Origin of the sequence: Sphingomonas sp. PvP055 (assembly GCF_040546365.1) — a bacterium.
Taxonomy (GTDB): domain Bacteria; phylum Pseudomonadota; class Alphaproteobacteria; order Sphingomonadales; family Sphingomonadaceae; genus Sphingomonas; species Sphingomonas echinoides_A.
Genome location: NZ_JBEPNS010000001.1, coordinates 2177919 through 2202461 on the forward strand (window position 1 = coordinate 2177919; position 24543 = coordinate 2202461).

Annotated in this window: 12 protein-coding genes; 4 read left to right on the top strand and 8 right to left on the bottom strand. The window is 66.6% G+C overall.

Going from position 1 to position 24543, the window contains the following annotated elements; all coding sequences use genetic code 11:
- Positions 1–5 precede the first annotated feature (5 nt).
- Positions 6–401 carry a putative quinol monooxygenase gene (locus ABIC16_RS10265; protein WP_354291001.1) on the bottom strand — a complete coding sequence of 132 codons (396 nt, stop codon included), beginning with the start codon at positions 399–401 and terminating at the stop codon, positions 6–8.
- Between the two features lie 329 nt (positions 402–730).
- A complete protein-coding gene (locus tag ABIC16_RS10270) occupies positions 731–3322 on the bottom strand; it encodes a TonB-dependent receptor (protein WP_354291002.1) in 2592 nt (863 codons plus the stop codon).
- 346 nt (positions 3323–3668) lie between these two features.
- Here ABIC16_RS10270 and ABIC16_RS10275 point away from each other — a divergent pair, with 346 nt between their 5' ends.
- Genes ABIC16_RS10275 through ABIC16_RS10285 form a run of 3 tightly spaced genes read left to right on the top strand, consistent with a single transcriptional unit; the run spans position 3669 to position 7806 of the window.
- Complete coding sequence (locus ABIC16_RS10275; protein ID WP_354291003.1) at positions 3669–4904, top strand: NAD(P)/FAD-dependent oxidoreductase; 1236 nt, start codon at positions 3669–3671, stop codon at positions 4902–4904.
- A complete protein-coding gene (locus ABIC16_RS10280; RefSeq protein WP_354291004.1) occupies positions 4901–6082 on the top strand; it encodes a M24 family metallopeptidase in 1182 nt (393 codons plus the stop codon). Before ABIC16_RS10275 ends, ABIC16_RS10280 begins: the two co-directional genes overlap by 4 nt.
- Positions 6083–6120: 38 nt before the next feature.
- Positions 6121–7806, top strand: coding sequence for a DUF885 family protein (locus ABIC16_RS10285; RefSeq protein WP_354291005.1), 1686 nt, complete (start codon positions 6121–6123; stop codon positions 7804–7806).
- A 407-nt stretch (positions 7807–8213) separates the two neighbouring features.
- Here the strand turns inward: ABIC16_RS10285 and ABIC16_RS10290 are convergent, their stop codons facing one another.
- Genes ABIC16_RS10290 through ABIC16_RS10300 form a run of 3 tightly spaced genes read right to left on the bottom strand, consistent with a single transcriptional unit; the run spans position 8214 to position 13380 of the window.
- Positions 8214–9992, bottom strand: coding sequence for a DUF885 domain-containing protein (locus ABIC16_RS10290; protein ID WP_354291006.1), 1779 nt, complete (start codon positions 9990–9992; stop codon positions 8214–8216).
- Between the two features lie 2 nt (positions 9993–9994).
- Complete coding sequence (locus tag ABIC16_RS10295; RefSeq protein ID WP_354291007.1) at positions 9995–11029, bottom strand: Ldh family oxidoreductase; 1035 nt, start codon at positions 11027–11029, stop codon at positions 9995–9997.
- Positions 11026–13380, bottom strand: coding sequence for a beta-L-arabinofuranosidase domain-containing protein (locus ABIC16_RS10300; protein WP_354291008.1), 2355 nt, complete (start codon positions 13378–13380; stop codon positions 11026–11028). Before ABIC16_RS10300 ends, ABIC16_RS10295 begins: the two co-directional genes overlap by 4 nt.
- A gap of 167 nt (positions 13381–13547) precedes the next feature.
- Here ABIC16_RS10300 and ABIC16_RS10305 point away from each other — a divergent pair, with 167 nt between their 5' ends.
- On the top strand, positions 13548–16307 hold the full coding sequence (locus ABIC16_RS10305; RefSeq protein WP_354291009.1) for a DUF5695 domain-containing protein: 2760 nt from the start codon (positions 13548–13550) through the stop codon (positions 16305–16307).
- A 344-nt stretch (positions 16308–16651) separates the two neighbouring features.
- On the opposite strand, the gene ABIC16_RS10310 is transcribed toward ABIC16_RS10305, so the two are convergent.
- The 3 genes from ABIC16_RS10310 to ABIC16_RS10320 all read right to left on the bottom strand — a co-directional run bounded on the left by ABIC16_RS10310 (position 16652) and on the right by ABIC16_RS10320 (position 24521).
- Positions 16652–19051, bottom strand: a complete 2400-nt coding sequence (locus tag ABIC16_RS10310) for a DPP IV N-terminal domain-containing protein (RefSeq protein WP_354291010.1) — start codon at positions 19049–19051, stop codon at positions 16652–16654.
- The gene (gene galA / locus ABIC16_RS10315) at positions 19048–21504 is read right to left on the bottom strand and encodes a beta-galactosidase GalA (protein ID WP_354291011.1); all 2457 of its coding nucleotides are present in this window, start codon (positions 21502–21504) and stop codon (positions 19048–19050) included. Before galA ends, ABIC16_RS10310 begins: the two co-directional genes overlap by 4 nt.
- Positions 21505–21623: 119 nt before the next feature.
- Positions 21624–24521, bottom strand: a complete 2898-nt coding sequence (locus ABIC16_RS10320; protein ID WP_354291012.1) for a TonB-dependent receptor domain-containing protein — start codon at positions 24519–24521, stop codon at positions 21624–21626.
- Positions 24522–24543: the final 22 nt, after the last annotated feature.

Genomic DNA, 24543 nt, shown 5'->3' on the forward strand with positions numbered 1-24543 from the left:
CTCGTTCATCGGCAGGTGTCTGTCGGCCCCGCCGCCCCGGCTTTGGAGCACAATAGAATCGGCGTCGCCTCGATCAACTTCAACGACTTTATCATCCGTTCGGTCAGCGTTTTATACTTCAAGAAATGCGGCGATCTGATGTGCGCCTCATAGGCGGCCTGATCCGCGTAGACCTCTAGCAGGCGGATTTGGGTCGGCTCGGTAGCGATCGCGGCGGAGTGCAGCATGAGTACGCCGGGCTCGAGCCGCACCGACGCTTCCTGCTCCTCGGCCAGAAGGGTCTTGTAGGCGGCGAGTTGGCCGGGATCGATCTCGATCTCGGCGATCCGAACCTTCAGTGCAGCGTTGGCGGCGTTCGCGTCGGTGGCTGAAAGGGGCAGGATCGTAGCGGCGATGGCCATCAGGATTTTCCTCATCGCAAAGTTTCCCGTCCACTCTGACACGCGTCGATGTCCTTGCGTAGGCACACCATTGAGCCGCTACGATGCCATCGGACACGGCATTGCGCCAGCCTCGCTCGCTACCTCCGCCCGCCGCGCGACATGAACAAGGTTCCGACGACTGGCGCCCGGCGCCCAGGAGTCGCCGGGCCGGGTCCCGCCGCGTTGCAACAATCCTATGCTCTCGACGCGATCGCTCACCCCCAAGCGCAACGGCAGCATTCGGGCGGCTCGGGTCGCGGTGGCGGCGTCTGTCCCGGTGGGATGCGCCGCCACGATGACGGCTGTCCTCAATAAGCGGCAGACACCGTCAGGAACCACTGGCGCGGCGCGATCGGATAGGCTGACCAGCTGTTGGTGGCGGATCCGACCGACAGCGTCGACACACCTTTCTTGTCCAGCAAATTGGTGACGTTCAGCGAGACTTCCAGCTTGCGCAGCGGAAGCCGTCCGTCCGGCACCTTCGCCGCAAGGCGCAGCGACGTCAGGAAGTAGGACGATACGCTCGCGTCGTTGGTGAAGGTGGCGAACCGCTGGCCGACGAAATCGCCGATGACCTGCGCTTCGAACGGACCCTGCGCGAGTGTGGCAACGGTCTTGTTCATCCACTTCGGGGTGCCCGGAAGCTGCTTGCCACACGTCGGCACGACGCCGGCGGTCACGAGGTAGCCACCGATGCACGTACCCGTCGCGGCGCCGATTCCCGATGCCGTCGAGGTATAGTCGCTCTGATACTTCGACAGATTGTACGATGCCGCATTGTAGAGCGTGAAGGTGCGCCCGAAGTGCAGCGTGAACGCCGCGTCGACGCCGTCGGTATGCACCGCACCGACGTTGACCAGGATCGAGGTGCCGCCGGTGATCCCGCCGCCCGCGATGCCGCCCGGATTGGTCGAGATCGCCAGCAGGCGGTTGTTGAACACGACGTGATAGTAATTCACCTGCGCCTCCAACCCGCTGAGCAGGCCGTCGAAGCTGCGGTGGCTCCGGACGCCGCCTTCATAGGTCCAGCTGCTCTCGGGCTTGCCCTCCTGCGCGAACGCGTCGAACGCCGCCTGGCTGCCGGTGAACCAGGGTCCGCCACCGCCCGCGAGATAGGCCTGATATTGCCGCAAGTTCTTCTGCACGTTGAAATAGAGCTGTTCGTTGCGCGTCAGATCATAAGTCGCGCCCGCCGAGGGCAGGAACCAGCGCAGCGTATCGATCCGCCCCTGCGGCAGCCCGCCGGTGAGCCCCGACAGCGAGCCCAGCACCGGCTGCACCGGGAAACGGCCGTCAGCCCATTGCGCGCTGGTCTTGAACCCCGCCTGGAGCAGCAGCCGATCGGTCGCTTGCCAGGTATCCTGCAGATGAAGCTGCAACTGGTTGATCCGCGCCTCACCCTGATATTGCGTGAAGAGCGGCTGTGCGACCTCGAGCGGGCGAATGTAGGGCGTGCTTGCATTGGGGTTGGTGACGTCGACCCCGTACCAGCGGCGCCACTGCGTCGTGCTGTTATGTTCGAACCAACCGCCGAATTCGATCGTATGCGCACCGAACGTGGCATTGATCGCCGAGATCACGCCGCCGCGGTCGATGCGATATTCGGTAGTGCGCGTCACGAGCCCGGACCCACCGGTCGCGGCGAGCAGGGCAGCACCGGCTGCGCGCTGCTGCGCGGCCGTACGCGCGGTGCAGGCAGCGGGCGCGACGCCGTTGCTGTTCGCGCCGAAGCGGCAGTTGGCCGGCAAGCTTGCATAGCCCGGATCGAGATAAGGCTGGATCGTGGTGATCGACTGGCCGAGCGGCCCGGCGACGACGCCGACACCGTCATTGTGATGGTAATAGCCCGTCGTCGACCATGTCACGTTCGACGAGAGATGCGCGTCGTAGCGTAGATAGCCGAGGAAGTCGGTGCGCTGCGCGTCCGAATAATAGTTGCGGTAATTGCTGCCGACAGCCGTCGGCGAATTGCCCTGCGCGCTGAGGTACGACGTCCGATACGTGGTGAAATCGGGATAGAAGAACGGCTTGGTATACGGCGTGTAGAGTTGCACTGCGGTGGCGGTGCCGCCTGCTGACGGCTTGAAGAAGACGGTCGCGTCCTCGTTCGGCTGCGTCATGTCGTTATAGTCGAAATAGGCCGTCAGCTTACCGATGCGGTCGTCATGGACGAATTTGGCGTTGACCTGATAGCCGCCCTGCTTGCCGTTGAAATCCCAGGCGCGCGCGTCCTGGCGTGCGGCCGAGACATAGGCCGTATTCCCGTTGCCGAACGTCCCACTGTCGATCCGCACGAAGCTGCGCGAGGTCGAATAGCTGCCTACCGTTTGCGCCGCCTGCACGCCGAACGTCTTCAGCGGATCGGACGAATAGGTTTCGACCGTTCCGCCGAGGTTGCTGTTGGAGGCGGTGGCAAGGTCACCCGCGCCGGTCGACACGACGACCCGGCCGACATTCTCAGAGATGACCGCGCGTTGCGGAGCGAGGCCGTTGTAATTGCCATAGCTCTGGTCGCCGAGCGGCAGCCCGTCCATCGTATAGCCGAGCTGTTGCGCGTTGAAGCCGTGGATGAAGATCTGCGCGTTCTGCTCGTTATACCCCCAGGGATCAGCGGTGATGTACAGCACGCCGGGCAGGGTAGCGATTGCCTTGAGCGGCGAGATACCTGGCAGAATTTTCTGCATTTCGGTGCCGGGCAGCGCGGTTGCCGAGCGGGTTGCCTTGCCGGTGACGACGATCGTCTGCCCCGCGTCATCGTCGACAGGGGACGCGTCGGGGGCGGCGGGCGCTGGTTCCGCGACCGGTGCGGCAGGCACGGTCTCGGCATGCGCAGGCGTGAACTGAACGCCAGCCATCAGGCTTGCGGCGAGTGCGAGTTTCGACACAGATGATTTCGTCATGGAGGCCCCCGTTTTGTGCTGCTGCACTTGATCGCGGCCGTAGGGGGCTTCCGTTACAGTTGGAGGGCAGTTTTCCGGAGATATCATGACGATACGGCGACAAATCCGTGACACGTCGCTTGACGCTCTACCGTGCGTGATCGAACTGCAGCATCAAATGGCACGACGCATGCTCGACCATCGCGATCATCTCGGCGCAGCAGTGGAAGGCCGTGTTCGGCGTCGAGGGTCATCCCCTGCTCTGCGAGCGTGATCGCCTGAACGCGGTTTTGCGTCTCGACCTTCCGGCGTCAGCAGGTATATATCGTATACGAAACGCGATTTGGGCATGTAACAGGAGAATCCCTTGCGATCGATTGGCATCATCGGCGGCGGGATCGTCGGACTGACTGCGGCCGTTGCGTTGCTCGACCGGGGGTTGGCGGTGACGCTGTTCGACCCGGACGTCTCCAAGGGTGCTGCGTCCTGGGGGAATGCCGGGCATATCGCGGTCGAACAGGTCGCGCCGCTCGCGGCGCCGGGGGCGGTGCGGTCGGTGCCGGGGCGGTTGTTCGCATCGGGCGGGGCGCTCGCCTTGCCGCTGTCGATGGCGGCGAGCTGGGTGCCGTTCGGTCTGAAGCTCGCGGCGGCATCGACGCCACAGCGCTTTTCGGCGGGGGTCGCCGCGCTGACGCCATTGCTGGCGGCGGCGATGCCGACCTGGCGCGCGCTGGTCGACGGTCTCGATGCGCCGGATCTGTTGCGGCAGGACGGGCATATCGTGACGTGGGAATCCGACGCGACGGCGCGGCGGGGGCGGTTGAAATGGCGTCGCTCGGCGATCGGCACCGCGACGATCGGCGAAGTCGATTCGCCGACGTTCAGCCGTTTGCGTGGCTTGACCAAGGGGATCATCGACGGCGTGCGGTTCTCCGGAAGCGGGCAGGTGAGCGACCTTGCGCGGCTGGCGGACGTATTGGAGGCGGCGGTCGTCGCCCGCGGCGGGGTGATCGTGCGCGACGTGGCGCGGCTGGTCGAGACCGGCGATGGCGTCGCGATCGCGGGGCATCCCAGTGATCTGGTGCTCGTCAGCGCGGGTGTTCGGTCGCGCGGGCTGCTCGAACCGCTGGGGTACCGCGTGCCGATGATCGCCGAGCGTGGCTATCACATCCGCGCCGATGCGGCGGGCTGGCCGGCGGACCTGCCGCCAATCGTGTTCGAGGACCGGTCGATGATCGTCACGCGCTATGCCGATTGCGTCCAGGCGGCGAGCTTCGTCGAACTGGGCAACCCCGACGCCCCCGCCGATCCGCGCAAATGGGCGCGGCTGGAGCGGCATGTCGCGCAGCTCGGGCTGCCGATCACCGGGCCGTTTCGACGCTGGATGGGCGCGCGCCCGACCTTGCCCGACTATCTCCCCGCGATCGGGCGGTCGGCGCGGCATCCCAATTTGCTTTATGCCTTCGGGCACCAGCATCTCGGCTTGACGCTTGCGCCGGTGACCGCGCAGCTTGTCGGCGCGCTTGCGGTGGCGGATGAGCCGTCGGTCGCGATCGCGCGCTTTTCGCTCGACCGTTTTTCCAAACAAGGACCCCGTGCATGACCATCGGTGGATCGACTGTAGCCGCTGAACTGGCGTCACTGCTGCCGTGGCGGGACACGGCACCGCGCATCACCGCCGACGAACGCGCGGCCCGGCTCGACCGCGCGCGGCGGCTGACGGCGGAAGCGGGGGCGGATGCGCTGCTGATCGGCGCGGGCGCGAGCTTGCGCTATTTCGCGGGCGTGCCGTGGGGGGCGAGCGAGCGGCTCGTCGCGCTGGTGCTGCCGGTCGAGGGCGATCCGGTGATCGTCTGCCCGCGGTTCGAGGAAGGATCGCTGCTCGCGGCGCTCGAGATCCCCGCCGATGTGCGGTTGTGGGAAGAGGATGAGAGCCCGTCCGCGCTGGTGGCCGCCGGATTGCGCGGTGGCGCGACGCTGCTGGTCGACCCGCAATTGCCGTTCGGGATGGCGACCGCGCTTGGCGCGTGCGGGCTGGTGTTGCGCGATGCGTCGGGAGTCGTGGATGCGTGCCGGATGCTCAAGAGCCCGGCGGAGCTGGCGCTGCTGTCGCAGGCCAAGGCGATGACGCTGGAGGTGCAGCGGCGCGCGGCGGCGATCCTCGAACCCGGTATCGCGGCAAGCGCGGTGATCCGCTTCATCGATTCCGCGCATCGGGCTTTGGGGTCGGCGGGATCGTATTTCTGCGCGGTGCAGTTCGGGCGCGCCACGGCGTTTCCGCATGGCTTGCCGGGGGATCAACTGCTCGAGGAGGACCAGCTGGTGCTGATCGACACGGGATGCCAGGTCGAGGGCTATCATTCGGATATCACGCGGACCTATGCGTTCGGGACGGTCGACGCCGAGGTCCATGCAATCTTCGAAACCGAGCAGGCGGCGCAGCGCGCAGCGTTCGAGGCGGTGCGGCCGGGGGTTTCGTGCGAGAGCGTGGATGCGGCGGCGCGCGTAGTGCTGGAGCGCGCCGGGCTGGGGCCGGACTATCGGTTGCCGGGGCTGCCGCATCGGACCGGGCACGGCATCGGGCTGTCGATCCATGAGCCCGCCTATCTGGTGCGCGGCGACCGGACTCCGCTTGCGCCGGGGATGTGTTTCTCGAACGAACCGATGATCGTCGTGCCCGATCGTTTTGGGGTGCGACTGGAGGATCATTTCCACGTCACCGAAACGGGCGCGGCGTGGTTCACCGAGCCGCAGCCGTCGATCGACCGGCCGTTCGGGTAGCGGGGGGCGGGGGCGGCTTTTCAATCACAGGGGGAAACATGATGCGCCATTCCACACGCTTCGCACTGCTGCTCGCGCTGCTGACGACGACGACCGCAGTGCCGCTTCAGGCACAGGAACCGCCCGCCCGGACGACCGCGACGACGGGGCGGCCTGCGCTGGTCGCGCTCTTTACGGAATGGCGGCGGTTCGCGGACGCGCCGCTGGTCGACGGCGTGCCCGATTATTCCCCCGCGGCGATGGCGCGCCAAGCTGCCGGGCTCGCGACGTTCCGCCAGCGGCTGGCGGCGCTCGACCGGACCGGCTGGAGCAAGGCGGACGGGATCGATGCGCAACTGATCGAGGCCGAGATGAACGGGCTCGACTTCGACCTGCGCGTGCTGCGGCCATGGGCGCGCGATCCCGGCTTCTACCAGACGGTATGGGGCGAGCAGAGCGACGTTCCTTCGCACGAAGGCCCCAACGCCCCGAAGATCGACCTGTTTGCGTTCGAATATCCGCTGTCGGCGAAGGATGCGCGACAGCTGACCGCGATGCTCAAGACCGTGCCAGCGTTGCTGACGCAGGCGCGCGGCACGCTCGGCGAGAGCAAGGCGCGCGACCTGTGGTTGTATGGCGCGCGGGCGTTCCGCGAACAGTCGGCGGTGTTGGCGAAGCTCGAGGCGGGGACGTTGACGATGCGCACGCTGGAGGGCGCGAAGCACGCCGATCTGTCGGGTGCGGGACGGTCGGTGTTACCCGCGGTGCGCGCGGCGCGCGCGGCGACCGATGCGTTCGCGACGTGGATCGCGGCGGAAGCACCCAAGAAGACCGGGCCATCGGGGGTGGGCAAGGCGGACTATGACTGGGCGATGCGCAACGTCCACCTGCTGCCGTACGGCTATGACGAACAGGTCGCGTTGCTCCAGCGCGAGCTCGACCGGTCGCGCGCGTCGTTGCGGCTGGAGGAAGTGCGCAACCGCGCGTTGCCGCCGCTCGATCCGATCGAGGATCCGGTCGCTTACAACAAACTCGCCGCCGAGAAGGCGCGGCGGTTTGCGGATTTCCTGATCACCACGGGGATGGTGCCGGACAAGCCGTACTACCGTGCCGCGATCGCCGCGCAGCAAGTGCCGTTCACCCCGCGCGCCGAGCGCAACTTCTTCTCGCACGTCACCGCGCGCGACCCGTTGCCGCTGTACAGCCACGATTATCACTGGATCGATCTTGCTCGCCTGAAGCACGAGCCGCAGGTCAACCCGATCCGGCAGGGGCCGCTGCTCTACAACATCTGGGAAGAGCGCTCCGAGGGGTTCGCGACCGCGATGGAGGAGATCGCGCTGCACACCGGGCTGTACGACGACCTGCCCCGCGGGCGCGAGCTGGTGTGGATCATGCTGGCGAACCGCGCGGCACGGGGGCTGGCGTCGCTCAAGGTACAGGCGAACGAGATGACCTTGGCGGAGGCGGGGCAATTCCACGCCCGCTGGACCCCGCGCGGGTTTTCGGATGCCAAGAGCGATCTCGTCGGGTTCGAGCAACTGCTGTACCTGCGCCAGCCTGGGTACGGGACGAGCTACGTCACCGGGAAGCTGCAATATGACCGACTGCTGTCGGATCTGTCCGACCGTGCCGAGCGCGACGGCAAGCCGTTCGATGCGGCGCGCGCGTTGCAGGCGATGTGGGCGCCGGGGATTATCCCGGTGGCGCTGATCGAGGCGGAAATGGCCGAGGGCGCACGTTGAGGTTCACTTCGTTCGTCATTCGCGCGGAGGCATGGCCTCTGCGCAACCATCGCTGTTCTCCCGCGAAGGCGGGAGTCCAGGAGTCGCGAGATCTGTAAGCCGTTGTTTTGCGTGGCTCTGGATTCCCGCCTTCGCGGGAAAACGGCAAAGGACGGTTCGGTAGGACGGGCGGCGCCAGCCAGTATCAATTACGGCGCAGACGAGCGTTTTAAACCGTCCGTCATCCTGAACTTGTTTCAGGATCCAGCCCTCCGCGAGTCCGGACTATGCCTGTCGCGCAGTGGATGCTGAAACAAGTTCAGCATGACGGCAGCTTTGGGGCGCGGCGTGACGAACAAGCCTCCGATTGCTGTTATGCACAGGTCTCGCCTGCGCGGGGATGACTTAGTGTCAGGCACCCGCTCGCCTCACTCCTCGTTGGGATACGGCCCCTTGCCACCCGCGGCGATCAGCTGGTCGGTGCGTTGCTCGATCACCGGGACCGGGACCGACCCCATCTCGAGCATCGCATCGTGGAACGCGCGGATGTTGAACTTCGCGCCCAGTGCCTTCTGTGCCTTGTCGCGCGCGGCGAGGAAGGCGAGCTCGCCCATGTAATAGGACACCGCTTGCCCGGGCCAGGCGATGTAGCGGTCGACTTCGGTCTCGATCTCGTGATCCGACAAGGCCGTATTGTCATGGAGATACGCCTGCGCCTGCGCCCGGGTCCAGCCCTTGGCGTGGATGCCGGTATCGACCACCAGCCGCGCCGCGCGCCACGCCTGATAGCTCAGGAAGCCGAAGGTGTCGTACGGTGTCTCGTACATCCCCATGTCCTCCCCGAGCGCCTCGCAATAAAGCGCCCAGCCCTCGCCATAGACCGACAGATAGGTATCGCGGCGGAACGCCGGCAGCGCGGTGTTCTCGCCCGCGAGCGGCATCTGGAACGCGTGGCCGGGTGCGCTTTCGTGGAGCGTCAGCGCAACTTGCGAATAGAAGGGGCGCGACTTCAGGTCGTAGGTGTTGACGAGGTAGATCCCCGGCCCGCCGCGCCCGCCGGTGTAGAAAGGCGCGATGTCGGCGGGGACCGGCTTAATCGCGAAGCGGCTGCGCGGGAGGTGGCCGAAGTATTGCGACGCCTTGCCGTCGAACGTCTTGGCGATCCACGCGGCGCGGTACAGCAGTTCGTTGGGGGTCTTGGGGTAGAATTGCGGATCGGTGCGCAGGTGGTTGAAGAACGCCTGCAAATCGCCCTTGAACGCGACCTGCTGCATCACCGTGTCCATCCGCGCGCGGATCTTGGCGATTTCGGCGAGGCCGACCGCATGGACTTGATCGGGGGTCAGATCCTGGGTCGTATATTCGCGGATCTTGCTTTGATAATAGGCTTTTCCGTCGGGGAGATCGTACGCCGCGAGCGCGACGCGGGCGTGCGGGATATAATCGGTGCGCAGGAAGGCGAGCAGTTTCGCGTGGGCTGGCACCACCGCCTGCGTGATCGCGGCGCTGCCTTCGGCGCGGAGCGCGGCTTGTTCGGCGGCGGGGATCGTCTTGGGGAAGGTTTCGAACGGGGCGTAGAAGGGCGACGCGGTTATGCTTTTTGCCTCAACGACTTGCGCGACGCCGGCGTCGCGGCCCTGAAGCGTGATCTGCGGCGGGGTGAAGCCACGCGCAAGGCCGGCGCGCATGTTGGCGATCTGCTGGTCGTAATAGCGCGGGATGTCGCGCAGCATCGCGATATAGTTGCGATAGTCCTGCGGGGTGCGGAAGCTGCCGCGCGCGGAGCCCGCGATATTGCCCCAGAAGCTCGAATCGGCGTTGAGCGGCTTTTCATATTCGCGGTAGCGTTGCTCGGCGAGAAGCGCGTCGATCTGCTGCTTGTAGACCACGTAATTGACGCGGTTCGCGGGCGAAAGACTGACGGGATTGATCGCTTTCAGCGCGCTTTCGGTCGCATTCCAGCGGGCGAGACGCTCTGCTTGTGCCGCCGGGCCGACATCGGGGAGTTTCGCGCTCTTGCCCTTGGGGGTGTCCTCGTCCTGTTCCATCTGGCGTTGCCGCCAGGCGTATTCGGAGGTGTAGATTGCCTCGAACAGCGCGTCGGCGGATTGCGCAGCGGCCTTGCCGGGGACGGGCGGGGCGGCCTGGACGGCGACGCTGCCGAGGATCGAGGCGCCGAGCGCCAGCAGAAGCTTCGTGGTGCGCATCGTCATTCTCCCGAGGGCAGTGCCATGATGTCGTCGTACAGCGCCGCGGGGAGGACCACCCCGTCGGCCAGGCTGCGCTGCCGCGCGGCGTAGCGGCGTTGCGAGGGCAGCCGCGCGCCCTGGCGTTCGATCGCGGCGAACATCGCCTCGGCGCGTTTCAGATGCTCGGCGACCGCATCGCCGAGAAAACCTGCGGGGTCGATCGCGAGGATCAGCTCGCCGCCGATCGGCGAGCCGCCGCGGCCGGCGTCGGCAACGAGCGATTCACGGCTGGTCATCTCGCCGATCAACGGCCCCGCGAGCAGTTCGACCATCGCCGCGAGTGCCGAGCCCTTGTGCCCGCCGAACGTCCGCATCGCACCCGCGAGCACGGCCTCGGCGTCGGTCGTGCTGTTGCCGGCGGCGTCATAGCCCCAATCGTCGGGGACGGGTTTGCCCGCGCGGCGGTGGAGCTCGATCTCACCACGCGCGACTGCGCTGGTCGCGAAATCGAACACGAACGGATTGCCCCCGGGGCGCGGCCAGCCGAATGCGATCGGGTTGGTACCGAACACCGGGCGCGTGCCGCCCGCTGGCGCGACCCAGGCGTGGCTCGGCGTGACCGCAAGCGCGACCAGACCCTCGGATGCGAGCGCCTCGACCTCGGGCCACAAGGCCGCGAAATGCACGACGTTGGTGATCGCGAGCGCGGCGATGCCGCCTGCGCGTGCCTTTTCGATCAGGCGCGGTTTGCCGCTTTCGAACGCAAGCTGCGCAAACCCGCCGCCGCCATCGACGCGGACCAGCGCGGTGGCGGGTTCGCTGACGCGCGGCTCGGCATCGACGACCACCACGCCGCGCGCGATGCTGTTGGCGGCGACGAGCAGGCGGTAGATGCCGTGGCTCGCGCAGCCGTCGCGCTCGCCCGCGACCATCGTCTCGGCGACCGCCTCGGCATGCGGGCGCGACAGGCCCGCCCCGAGCAGCCGGCCGCGCGCCAGATCGCGCAACGCGTCGAGCGACAGGCGGACGTCGGGGCGGGCGTCGGGTGTGCTCACGCGGTCAGCCCCGGGTTGGCGGCGGGTGCGGCGGTCATCAGGCGGGCACCGAACACCGGCCCGGCGGACGACTTGTCGTGTGGCAGGAAGCGGATCTTGACGCTGGCCTTGCCCTTGGTGAGCGCGGGTGGGATCGGATAATCGACGTCGAAGAACTTGCCGGGCTGGTCGGCTTCGAGATGCTGCGTCGCGATCCGAACGTTGTCGACGAGGATGTCGAAGTCGCGCGCGCGTTCGTCGCCCCAATAGCTTGCCTGTAACACCAGCGGACCGGGCCGGGTCTTCATCGCGAATTCGAAATAGCCGCCCGAGCGCGCATCGCGCCCGTTGCGACCACGATAGCTGACCGGGTAGGAAATCTCGGAGGTCAGCCCGTGATCGCGCTCGGGCTGCATTTCGCCCAGATGCATCGTGTCGACCGACCGCGCCGCAAGATCGCGCGCGCGCGCCTGTTCGGTGAGGAAGGCGGCTTCCTCGCGCTTCCATGCGGCATCGGTGAAGCGCTTGAAATAGACCGCGCTGCGGCGTTCATACTGGCTGTAGAAGGGGACGAAGGTCAGGTCGCCGGGGCGGACGATCCCGCGCGTGGCATAGCTGCCCGCGCTTCCCGCGACCGGGGTGAAGGCGGCGAGCAGGTCGGTGCCGACCAGCGCGGGGTCGGCCTTGTCCCATTTGTCCGCCACGGGGCCGAGATCGGCAGCGAGCACCATCGGCCCGCGCAGCACCGCGACGGTGTCGGCATCGCCCGGCGCGCTTTCGATCCGCAGGTCGAGCGGGATCGCGATCGAAACCATGTCGCCCTTCTTCCAGCGGCGTTCGACCAGCGCATAACCGTTGGCGATCACCGGTTCGACCGCCGCGCCATTGACCTGAACGGTTGCCTTGCCCGCGGCCCAGCCCGGCACGCGCAGCGCGATCGCGAAGCGGCCGGGTTTGGCGAGCGTCGTCAGCGTCAGGCGGGATTCGGGTTCATAGGGGTAGCGTGTGTCGAGCCGTAGCGTCGCGCCGCGCGTGCGCCACTGTGCTTCCGCCGGGATGTAGAGGTTGACGAGCAGCGTGTTGCCGCCTTCCCAGAAGATCGATTCGCCGTGCTTGGCGTGGCTTTCCATCCCGCTGCCGACGCAGCACCAGAAGACGTCGTCGGCGGGGGTCGAATAGTCGCGCGCTACGCCCGACATCAGCGGGGTCATGTAGCTGAAGCCCGCATTGCGCGGGTTCTGCGCCGCCATGACGTGGTTGAGATGCGCGCGCTCGTAATAATCGAACAGCGCGCCGTCGGGCTGCCAGCCATAGAGCTGCCGTGTCAGCTTGAGCATGTTGTAGCTGTTGCAATGCTCGCACGTCTGTTCGGTGATGTGCGTCGCGATCGTGTCGGGCGCGGTGAAATATTCGCGGTCGGCATTGCCGCCGATGACATAGCTGTGATGGCCGGTGACGGCCTGCCAGAAGAATTTCGCGGCATTGGCAGGCTCGGGCTTGCCGTTGAGCTCGTGGATGCGCGCTAGGCCGACGAGCTTTGGCACCTGCGTATTGGCGTGGAAATTGGCGAGCTTGTCCTCGCCTGCGACGAGCGGGTCGAGCACGCGGCGGTCGTACAGCCGTTCCGCGACGGCAAGCCAGCGTGGGTTCCCGGTGCGTGCGGAGAGCTCGGCATAGCTTTCGTTGAGCCCGCCATATTCGCAACCGAGCAACGTCTGCATCTGCGCATCGTCGAGTGCGGCGAAGACTTTCGCGAAGTATTCGGCGAGCCCGGTCGCGACCTGCAACGCCTGGGTGTTACCCCAGCCGGCATGGACGTCGAGCAGCCCGGCGAACACCTTGTGGACCGTATAGAGCGGCGACCATGACCCGTTGAGATCGAACCCGCCCGAGCGGATGTCGCCCCTCATGACTTCGGGGAAGATTTCCTCCCCGTCGACGATCTTCCCGTCCTTCCGCTTGCGCCCGAGCGCGCCGACATAACCGGTCCCGCGCTTGGCCTGTGCGCGGGCGAGTTCGGCGACGACATAATCCGCGCGGGTGCGGCACGCGGCGTCGCCGGTCTGCTGATGCATCAGCACGAGCGCGGTGAGATAATGGCCGAGCGTGTGGCCCGCGATCGTGTCGCTTTCCCAGCCGCCGTAGATCGGCGCCTTGGGGGGAAGCCCGGCATAGGCCATGAAATTGTGGAGCAGGCGGTCCGCGCTGAGCCGCAGCAGATACGTCCGGTTCGCCTCGACCGCAGTGGCATAGGCGGAGGGGAGCAGCCGGACCGACGACAGCGGCAGCGGCTTGGCCTTGGCCGGAAGCGCAGTCGTCGCGACCGCCGCCATCCCGCGCGCAGGCGCACTTGCCAGCGTGACCGCGGCCATGCCCCACATCCATTCCCGCCGGTTCGCGCGCATCTCATTCTCCCATCCGACTATCGGCATGACGGGTCTGCCGTGTACCGCCGGATATTTCCACAAAATAATATACGGTATAATATACATTGACGCATCGGACGTGGCGTTTCACGTTCCACCCGCCCTGATCGATTGTGAGCCATCCTATGTTGCCGTTGCGGACCGTCCTTCTTGCTTCCGTGATCGGCGGTACGCTGTTCACGTCGACGATCAGTCGTGCGGAAGATGGCAAACCCGTCGCAATCAAAGTCTCCTATCCGCCGGTGGTCGTGACAAGCCTGAAGACGCGCGCGTTTCGTGTGGCGCTGCGCAGCGATACCCAGACCCTCGCGCGCCTGTCGCCAAATACGCTGCCGGGGTTCGATTTCGTCCCCGGTAGCCGCGAAACCGAGCGCGCGGGTGACGGGTATGTCCATGTCGGCGACATTCACCTGCGAGTCCGGGCACCCGGCGGGGCGTGGACCGACTTCGCGTCCGCGCAGCATCGCCAGCCGATCCGTCTCTTGCGGAGCGGCGGCGGGGTGCTTGCCGCGGCCGACATCACCGCGTCGCTGGGGGCGGGAAGCCCGCTTCGGGTCGAGCGGCGCTGGGTCGACGATCACGGCGTGCTCGCGCTGCGCTTCACGCTGATCAACGCCAGCCGCGCGCCGGTCGAAGTGGGCGGGCTCGGGTTGCCGATGGTGTTCGACAACATCATCACCGATCGCAGCCTCGAACAGGCGCATGCGCAGGCGAGTTTCGTAGATCCCTATATCGGGCGCGATGCGGGGTATCTGCAGGTCACGCGGCTGAACGGGGAGGGGCCGGCGCTGCTCGTCCTGCCCGAGCGCGGCACACCGCTGGAGGCGTATCGCCCGATCCTCGAAGCGGGCAAGGCCCCCGTGGGCGACATCTTCACGGATCGCAGCAAGCGCGGGCAGACCTCCGAAGGCTTCTACGACTGGACGGTCGCGAGCAAGGGGTTCGCCGACAAGGAATGGGCCAAGGCCGACGCGCAGTGGAATGCGCCCACCAGCTTCACGCTTGCGCCTGGCGCGCGGCGCGAGATTGGCGTGCGCTTCGTCACTGCGCCTGCGATCGGCGCGATCGAGGATACTTTGGTCGCGAACCGTCGCCCGGTTGCGGTCGGGATCCCCGGCTATGTCGTCCCGACTGATCAGGATGCGACGCTGTTCCTCAAATCGCCGCAGCGGGTGGTGCGCGTGGAAAGCCTCCCCGCGGGGGCGCTGACCGCGACCCCGGTCGCAGGCGCGAAGGGCTGGGCGCGCTATGCGGTGCGCGCGAGCGGGTGGGGGCGGGCGAGCCTGCTGGTGCATTATGCTGACGGCAGCGTGCAGACGGTCAGCTATTTCATGACCAAGCCGCTCGACCGGGTGATGGCCGACCTCGGGCATTTTGCAACGACGCGGCAATGGTATGAGGACAAGACCGATCCGTTCGGCCGCAACCCCGCAATCCTGACCTTCGACCGGGAAGCGGACAAGGTCGTCACGCAGGACCCGCGCGTATGGATCTCGGGGATGAGCGACGAGGGGGGCGCGGGAAGCTGGGTCGCGGCGATGGTCAAGCAGCTCGATTCTCCCGAGGCGGGCGAGATCGCCAAGCTCGAACGGTTGATCGACGAGACGATCGAGGGGCGGTTGCAGGTTCCCGATGGCGCGCAGGCGGGCGCGGTGCGCAAGAGCATCTTCTATTACGATCCCAAGCTCCACCCCGGCTATTATGACCCGGCAACCAACTGGACGACCTGGACGTCGTGGTCGAAGAAGGACGCGGGCGACCTCGGGCGTGCGTATAATTATCCGCATGTCGCGATCGCGCATTGGGTGTTGTACCGCGTCGCGCGAAACCATCCGGGGGTGGTGTTGCGGCATCCGTGGCGCTGGTATCTCGACCATGCCTATCGGACGACCGTCGCGATGATGCGCGATGCGCCTTATTATACGCAGTTCGGGCTGATGGAGGGCGACGTGTTCGTCGACATTCTCAAGGACCTGAATCGTGAGGGGCTGACCGCCGAGGCGACCGAATTCGAGCGGCTGATGAAGGGCCGCGCGGACCATTGGCGCACGCTCACCTTCCCGTTCGGAAGCGAGATGGCGTGGGATTCGACCGGCCAGCCCGAAGTCTATGCGTGGATGCGCTATTTCGGATACCAGCCGCAGGCGGATGCGACCCGCCGCGTGATCCTCGGCTATGATCCGACGATCCCGTCGTGGGGGTATAACGGCAATGCGCGGCGCTATTGGGACTTCCTGTACGGCGGCAAATATCCTCGGATCGAACGGCAAATCCATCATTATGGCTCGACGCTCAATGCGGTGCCGTTGTTCGATGCGTATCGCGCGGATCCGACCGACTTGCGGCTGCTGCGCGTGGCCTATGGCGGGATGATGGGCGGGATCACCAATATCGATCGTGACGGCTTCTCCTCCGCCGCCTTCCACTCCGCGCCCGACATGATGAAGTGGGACCCGTATAGCGGGGATTACGGCATGGGGCTGTACGGCCATGCGGTCGCGGCGGCGAGCTATCTGGTGCGTGATCCGACGTTCGGGTGGCTCGGGTTCGGCGGGAATGTGACCGAGCGGCGCGGGTCGGTTGCGATCGTCCCGCGGGATGGGGCGCGGAGCCGGGTGTTCGTGGCACCAGCGGGGGTGTGGATCACGCTGGAGGCGGGGAAGATCGCGCGGGCTTCGTTCGCGCCTGCGACGGGGGCGGTGACGCTGACGCTCGATCCGGCGGTGGCGGGGACGCCGGTGGCGCGGGTGTTCGTCGAGACGACGGTTGCGGGCGCGCGGGGGTATGCGCCGGTTGGCGGGGTGGCGGAGCGGGGCGGTTATACGGTTCCGCTTGGTGCTGCGCCGGTGGAGGTGACGCTGACGCCGCGGTGAGCCTGTTTCTGTATAGCGCATCCTCCGTTCGCCCTGAGCGCAGTCGAAGGGCTCGCGTTGCGCGGAGGGCTTCGACTTCGCTCAGCCCGAACGGGGGTCGGGGGCTGTTAGCGCGCTGAGCCTGTCTCGTTTAGCGCATCCTCCGTTCGCCCTGAGCGCAGTCGAAGGGCTCGCGTTGCGCAGGGGGCTTCGACTTCGCTCAGCCCGAACGGGGGGTGGGGCTGTCACCGCGCTGAGCTTGTCTGTGTATAGCGCATCCTCCGTTTGCCCTGAGCGAAGTCGAAGGGGCTCGCATTGCGCGGGGGGCTTCGACTTCGCTCAGCCCGAACGGGGGTTGGGGGCTGTCACCGCGATGACGATGGCGCAGCATTCCACGCCGGCGTCGCTTCCCCCGCCAGGTTGCGCACGAAGAAATCGAACTGCCGCCGCGCGACATAATCGATCGGGCCGGTCGAGCGCCCGACGCTATGCTCGCCGCCGGGCACCACCAGCAGTTCGAAATCCTTGTCCGCCTTGATCAGCGCGTTCGCGACCTGCATCGTCGAGGCGGGGTCGACGTTGCTGTCCTGCTCGCCGACGATCATCAGCAGTTTGCCGGTCAATTGCGCGGCATGGTCGACCCCCGACGCGGCGGCATAGCTCGCGTCGACCGGCCAGCCGAGCCACTGTTCGTTCCAGCTGATCTTGTCCATGCGGTTGTCGTAACAGCCCGCATAGGCGACCCCGGCCTTGTAGAAATCGCCGTGGAAGAGGAGCGCGTTGAGCGTGCTTTGCCCGCCCGCCGACGCTCCGTAGATGCCGACGCGGCTGATGTCATAGGCGGGGTCGACCTTCGCCAGCGCCTTATGCCACAAAATGCGGTCGGGGAAGCCGCTGTCCGCGAGGTTCTTCCACGCGACGTCCTGAAACGCCTTGGAGCGGTTGGCGGTGCCCATCCCGTCGATCTGGACGACGATGAAGCCGAGGTCGGCCTGCTCCTGCATCCCGATCACCTTGTCGCCGCCCGAATGGAAGCCGAACGGCCAATAGCCCTTGGGCACGAAACTGTCATGCGGGCCGGCGTAGATGTTCTCGATCACCGGATATTTCTTGGCAGGATCGTAGTCGCGCGGGCGCACGACCACGCCCCAGATGTCGGTGACGCCGTCGCGGCCTTTGGCGACGAACACTTGCGGAGGGCGGAAACCGGCGGCGCGCAGTTGGGCGTCGTCGCCGCGCGTGATCGTCGCGACGACCGCGCCGTCGCTCGCGCGGTTGAGCGTGCTGATGTTGGGGAGATCGACGCGCGACCCGGTGTCGACATAGTGCGTCATGTCGGGGGAGAAGCGGACGTCGTGGTCGGCTTTCGCGGGAGTGAGGGCGGTCAGGTGTTTGCCGTCGAAGTCGATTCGGTAGGCGTGGCGGAAATAGGGGTCTTCGCCCGGCGTCATGCCGCTGGCGACGAACCATATCTGGCGTCTGGCGTCGTCGACCTTGAGCACGTCGCGCACCACCCACGCGCCGGTGGTGATGCGGTTGCGCACGCGTCCGGTGCGGCCGTCGATGAGATAGAGGTGGTTCCAGCCGTCGCGCTCGGACGCCCAGACGATCTCGTCGCCCTTGCCGCCGACTTCATAAGCGAAGCGGCGGTCGGCATAGACGAAGGTCTTCGCGTCCTCGGTGACGGCGGCGTGCGGCGTGCCCGTTTCTGCATCGACCGCGATGATCCGCGCCTGGCCGAAGCCGCGGCGGACGTAGTCGAACGCGACGCTCTTGCCGTCGCTGCGCCAGCGCGGGGGGGAGAGTTGATAGGGGTTGGGGAAGAGGGTGGGGTCGATCACGGTTTGCTTGCCGGTCGTTACGTCGAACAGGACGGGTTGCTCCTGGTCGATCGCGTCGCCGGGCTTGGGGTAGAGCTGGGTGCGGAGCGCGGGTTGGAGCTGGTTGGCGGGGGACGATTCTACGCGGAGGACGTGGCGTTGGTAGCCGGGGCGGACGCGGTAGATCAGGATGTGGCGGCTGTCTGGGGACCAGCGGAGGGTTTCGGGGTCGTAGAAGTTGCCGGGAGAGCCGTCGGTGCTCAGTTTCATAAGCCCCTCCCCTTCAGGGGAGGGGTTGGGGGTGGGGCGTGTCTCACCGAGAGGTTGGTCTGCTGGACTCCCCCACCCCAACCCCTCCCCTGAAGGGGAGGGGCTAAGAGTTGCAAGTTTGCGCAGCACCAGATTGTCGCCTTCGACGAACGCGCTGAACCGTCCGTCGGGCGAGACCTGCGGGCTGTTCTCCGCCGGAACCGTCATGTCGCGCACCACGCCGAACCCGCGCGGCCGCAAGCCGGAGGGGGCGTCGGCGGCGCAGCGGTACACGACCACGTCGCACTGCCACCGCCCATCGTCGAGCGCGAAGCGGATCGTCCCCGCCTCCGCGCCATGGTCGAACTCCGCAAACGGCAAGTGCAGCGGATCGAGCGTTTCCTCCCGCGCAGCCCCGAGCGCAGCGGCGAGGCGCACCGCATCAAACGACGGCCGCTTCGCCAAGGTCCGCGCATCGACCGTTTCAAACGCAAACCCGTCCGCGACCGTCTTGCGGTACGAGAACGCCCGGCTGTCCGCCGTCCAGTGCGCCGGCCCCGCGACCTCGCGCGTCAGATCCTGCCACGCGCGGCGGAGACCGATCGAGCGCCGGAACGCAGCCTCGTCCGGTCCCGCCAGCGCCGTACCCGGCACCGCGACCAGCAGCAGCGCGAGAACCGCGCGCGACGCGATCACGCCCGCGCCCCGATCAGCGGCAGCATCGCGGGCGCGAGCCCGTCACCGCGCGCCTCCAGCCGGATCGGTCCGCCGCGCGGCCCCGCCTGGATCAGCGCCATGCACAGGCCGTTGAACGCCGACCGCCGGGTCGCATGATCGGGTTCGAGACTGCGCGGGTCGCCATTGCCGACACCGAGCAGCCGCGCATCCCCCGACAGCGCGAAGGTGATCGCATTCGACGCGATCGCCACCTCGCGCCGCTGCGCATCGAGCACGGCGGCCCGCACCACTGCGACCTCGCCCGGCGCGAGGCGGCGGCGGTCGCTGCTCAGGCCGATCCGTGCCGCCGCGCCGGTGGTCGCGCGCTCGGCGGTGAGGATCTGGCGACCGTCGCGGAAACCCCGCGCGGTGATCTTGCCGGGCGCATAGGGGACTTCCCATTCGAGGTGGCGGTTGCGCACCACGGGTTTGCGCCCGAGGCTCCGCCCGTTGAGCAACAGCTCGACCTCGGCGCAATTGCTGTGAACCCACACCGACACCGGCTTGCCCTCGCGCCCCGGCCAGTTCCAGTGTGGGAACAGGTGGAGCACCGGCGCGCTGCCCCACCACGCCCGGTAATAGTGATAATTGTCCTTGGGGAAGCCGCATAGGTCCATCTGGCCGAAGTTGGAGACGTTCTCGGGCCAGCGTTCGAACGGAGTCGGCTCGCCGCGATAGTCGAACCCGGTCCAGACGAACCCGCCGCTCAGGAAGGCGCGCGCGTCATAGAAGCTCCACCATTTCTCCGCGGTGGTCGCCCAGCGCGGGTATTCCTTGTCGTACGCGGGGACGAAGCCTTCCGCGTCGTTGCGGGCATATTCGCCGCGCGTCATCACGGTACTGCCGGTCTCGGTGCCGATCATCGGGACGGTCGGGTGGCTGGCATGATAGCCGTCGATCGCGTCGAGATAGTAATTGCACCCCATCACGTCGAGCACGCGCGACGCGCCCTCGCCGAACTTGCCGTTGAACGCCTCGGTCACCAGCCGCGTCCCGTCGAGCTGGTAGATCCGCCGCTTCATCGTCTCGGCGATGCGCGCGCCGGTTTCGGTGCCGCGGTGGATTTCCTCGTTGCCGATGCTCCACAGGACAATGCTCGGATGGTTGCGCCCGCGCCGCACCATCCGGTCGAGCTGGCTCATAGCCTCGGCGTTGCTCGACATCTGGCGGGTTTCCTCGAGCACGAGGATTCCCATCCGGTCACACGCGGCGAGGATCGCGGGGGCGGCGGGGTGATGCGTCGAGCGATAGGCGTTGGCGCCCATCGCCTTCAATTGCTCGAGCCGCCAGACGTGGAGGCTGTCGGGGACCGCGAAGCCGACCCCGGCGTGATCCTGGTGGTTGCATGTGCCCTTGATCTTGACCGGCCGGCCGTTGAGGAAAAAGCCCTTGTCCGCGTCGAAGCGGAGCGTGCGGATGCCGAAGTGCGTCTGATCGTTGTCGACTACCACGCCGCCGACGAGGATCTCGGTCGTGAGCGTGTAGAGGTGCGGGGTTTCGAGCGACCACAGGGCGGGATGCGCGATCAGCGTCTGCTGGGTCGTCGTCAGCGTCGCCCATTCGGGAAGCGTGACGGGGTCCGACAGCAGCGTCGCGACCACGCGCCCGGTGGTGTCCGACACGATCGATCGGACTTGCGCGGGCACGGCGGGTCCGTCGTTGACGATCTCGGTGAGGATCTGCGTGGTCGCGCCTTGCGCGCCTACGGTGCTGCGCACGGTCGCGCCATATTGGCGGACGTGGACGGGGGCGGTCCTGACCAGCCGGACCGCGCGGTAGAGGCCTGCGCCTTCATACGACCACGCCTCGCCGAGGCTGACGTCGCAGCGCACGACCAGCACATTGTCCTCGCCGGGACGCGAGAAATCGGTGATGTCGAGTTCGAACGGCGCGTAGCCGCTTTCGTTCGCGCCGACGAAGAAGCCGTTGAGGATGACGCGGCAATCGCGCGAGACGCCGTCGAACTGGAGCAGCAACCGCCGCCCGGCATCGCCCTTGGGCAGCGGGAGGACGATGCGATACCAGCCGACGCTGCTTGCGGGCCACATCCGGCCGAGCGGCTTGAACCCCTGGAACGATCCGGTCTTGTCGGCGTCGCTCCCGGCGGGGCCGAAGCGTTCGAACGGCAGGTCGACCGCCCAGTCGTGCGGGAGCGAGACCGTTTCCCAGCCCGATGCATCGAACTTGGCCTCGGCCACCGGCGTGCCCGCGTCCCCCGACTTGGCGAACGTGTCGTGCGAGCGGCCGAAACCAAAATCTTTCGCGGGGTTGGAGGCGTGGCCGAGGTGGAAGCGCCACCCGGCATCGAGCGGGACGATCTCGCGCGGACCGGTCGGCTGGACAGCCACGGTCGCGGCTCCGGCGCTATGGGGAAGCATCGTCGCGAGCGCGGTCGCCCCGCTGGTCTTCAACAGATCGCGGCGACCGAGCATGGAGTGATCCTTTATTCCGGCGCTAACCCGGATGATGGCGCACCGCCGCCGGACAGCAGGGTGCGCTTGAACGGAAGACGGCTTCCCCGGCCTTCGCCGAGAAGCCGTCTTCGACAACCTTAGAACGTCACCGTCGCACCAACGAACAGATAGCGCCCGAGCGTATCGTACACGCCCGGATAGGTGTTGCCATTGCCGAACGCCGCGAGTGCGCCCGCCGCGATTGCGGGGGGATCCTTGTCGAGCAGGTTGTTGACGCCTGCGCGCAGCTGGAACGCCTTGTCGACCACGACCGTCACCGCAAGATCGAGATAGTCATACGCCGGGATGCGCGCGTTGATGACGCTCGGGGTGCCGACAAGGAAAGGGTCGGTCGACAGCGAGGACAGCTTGGTCCCCGCGTAATGCCGCCACGATGCCGACACTGTCGATCCCTGGCGGGTGATCAGCGTCGTGCGCATCACGTGCCGCCAGACCGGGTTGGGCTGATTGCAGGTGTATCCGTACAGGCCCTTGCAATTGTACGATCCGAGGCCCGGCAGCGGTTCGAGCGACTGGTCGAGCAAGCGCGTGCCGACGAAGTTGAGGTTGACCTTGCCAAGCCCCCCAGCCTGGACGGTGTAATCCGCCGTGACGTCGATCCCCGAGGTCTTGAGCGAACCGGTGTTATAGGTCGTCGCGACGATATAGCCGTTGGTGCCGAACAGCGCACCCGAACGCGGATCGCGCCGGAACAGCCCGCAATAATAGGGGTCGCCGGTCGCGACGCACTGGCTGATCACCAGAGACGGGCTGACCGAGCTGATGTAATCCTTCACCTTGATGTTGAAATAATCGACCGACAGCGTGAAGTTGTTGATCATCCGCGGGGTCAGCACGATCCCGGCGGTATAGGTGTCCGCAGTCTCGGGCTTGACCGCGCTGTTGCCGCCATATTGCGACGAGCAGGTGTCGGACGGGCAGGCGATGATGCTGCCATATTGCGCGGCGGAGACCCCGGTCAGCTGACACGCCGAGAGCGGTGCGCTGGGCGATGCGCCCGAGCACGGGTCCTGCGCAGCGACGTTGCCGACGCTCTGCGCCCCGAACAGTTCCGCCACGTTGGGCGCGCGGATCGCGCGGTTGTAGCTCAGGCGCAACCGTGCATCGCGGACCGGCGCCCAGCTCGCTTCGCCCTTGTAGGTCCAGACGTTGTACTTGGACTTGATCCCGGTCGATGCCTGATCGTTGACATAGGCCGAATAGCGCAGGCCGCCGTTGAGCGTCAGGGCATGCGCGAACGGCACGTTTTGGAGGATCGGGATCTCGATCTCGCCATAGCCTTCGTTGACCGAGATCTTGCCGTCCGAATTCATCGTGCCGCCCTGCTGCGCGATTGCGTCGGCAGTGAAGTTGAGCGTTTCGACGCGGTGCTCGAACCCGAGCGCGATGTTGACGCCACGCGTCGCCCACGGGCTCGTGATGCCAAAGGTGCCAAGGTCGCCCGACACGTTCGCGGAGATGACCGACAGCATGTTGCGCGAGCCGGTGTTGCTCTCGGAGAAGAGCGATTGCGCCTGCGTCGCGGTGATGCTGTTGGGGCTGAACACGTTGACCGGCACGCACGTCGGGTCGCTGCCGTTGACGACCGAACGGCACGTCGGGACGCCGTTGACGCTGACCACGTCGAGCCCGCGCTGCGCCTTCACGTTGTCGATGTTGTTCATGTACGTTTCGTCGTAGCGGACCAACGAGCGCAGATAGTTGACGTCGTAGTTGAAGCCGTGGCCGAGATCGCCGCGCACGCCCGCGGTGTAGCGGAAATCCTCGTGCCGCAGATTATCGCGCCGCGATTGCTCGTCGCCCAGGCGATAGCCGATCAGCGTGTCCTGCGTTGCCGCCGTGCCCGCCGCCGCACCGCACAGCGATTGCTGCTGCGCCGCGCTCATCAGCGGATTGTTGCAGGGAACGGTGAATGGGGTGCCGAGGAACAGCGCCGAGGGCGCCGCCTGCGAGAACGTCCGGTCGTTCATGTACATGAAGCTGCCATAGACTTCGGCGATCGGCGCGAACTTGAACTTGGCGAAGGCACCCGCGGTGTAGCGCTCGTCCGACCGCTGGATGTAGTTGGTCGGCGTGTAGTTATACGCGTAGCTGTTGTCGTACGGCACCCAGGTGCGCGAGCCGTTGCGATTGTTGGTCAGCGTCTTGCCCTGGTTGGGGCCGCCGAGCGGCGCGAACGTCCCGAAGGTCGTGTTGCTCGAGCCCCCGCAAGTGAGGCCGGTTCCCGCCGCATCCGCTTGGTTGAGCGCGCAGGCCGAGACGTCGCGGCTCGACTGGACGATCGGGTCGGCGTGACGATATCCGCCATAGACCGTGATGTTGCCGCGCCCGTCGGCGAAGTTCTTGCCGAACGCCGCGTTGAGATCCTGCTTGCCGCCGTCCGCGACGTTGCGGTTGGCGTTGGTGTACCCCTGTTTGGACAGGAGCCCGCGGACGTAGCTATTGCCGTTGGTATGCTGCGCAAGGCTGCTCTGCACGTCGAGCCGAAGCCCGTCGAAATGATCCTTGAGCACGAAGTTGACGACACCCGAGACCGCGTCCGACCCGTAGACCGCCGAGGCACCGCCGGTCATTACATCGACCCGGTCGACCAGCGTGGAGGGGATCGCGTTGAGATCGACCGCCTGTTGCGGCATCAGCCGCTGGCCGTTGACCAGCACCAGCACGCGGTTCGACCCGAGGTTGCGCAGGTTGATGTTGGACGTGCCGTCCGACCCGTTCGAGACGCTGTCGTTCGTGTCCGCGGTGAATTGCGGCAAGCGGTTGAGCACGCTCTCGACGTTGACCGCCCCCTGGTACTTCAGCTCCTGGCTGCCGACCGAGGTGATCGGGCTGTTGCTCTCGAGATCGGGGCGCTTGATGCGGGTGCCGGTGACGACGATCGCTTCCGACGTCTCCTGGCTCGGGGTGGTCGTCGGGTCGCTGCCGCCGATGACCGGAGCTGGCGCAACCTGCGCATATGCCGACGTCGACATCAGCATCACACCAAAGGCGCTC